Raw genomic sequence first — 470 nt, forward strand, 5'->3', positions numbered from 1 at the left:
CGTCGTCCCAAGCAGCCGAGCCGCACCCGCGTGACCGTGCTCACCGCGACCGCCGCCGCAGCCGTGGCCCTGACCTCTCAGGCCGCCCACGCCGACCCCGAGCCGACCAGGAGCGAGGTCAAGGCGAAGGTCGACAAGCTCTACCACGAGGCAGAGGTCGCCACCGAGAAGGCCAACGGCGCCAAGGAGCAGCGCGACAAGCTCAAGAAGCAGGCCGACGCGCTCCAGGACAAGGTCGCCCGCGGCCAGGACGAGCTCAACACCCTGCGTGGCGAGCTGGGTTCGCTGGCCACCGCGCAGTACCGCTCCGGCGGTCTCGACCCCTCCGTCCAGCTGCTGCTCTCCTCGGACCCGGACACCTTCCTCGACCGGGCCTCCGCGCTGGACCAGCTGACGGCCAAGCAGGCCGAGTCGCTGCAGAAGATCCAGGCGAAGCAGCGCACCCTCGCGCAGCAGCGCCAGGAGGCGCA

The 470-nt window shown here is 71.3% G+C and carries 1 protein-coding gene; it reads left to right on the top strand.

The features are described from left to right. Positions 1-470 (top strand): coiled-coil domain-containing protein (locus tag OO67_RS35435; protein ID WP_425274695.1); only part of this gene is annotated, 470 nt, incomplete at both ends.

Origin of the sequence: Streptomyces atroolivaceus (assembly GCF_000717025.1) — a bacterium.
GTDB lineage: Bacteria > Actinomycetota > Actinomycetes > Streptomycetales > Streptomycetaceae > Streptomyces > Streptomyces atroolivaceus.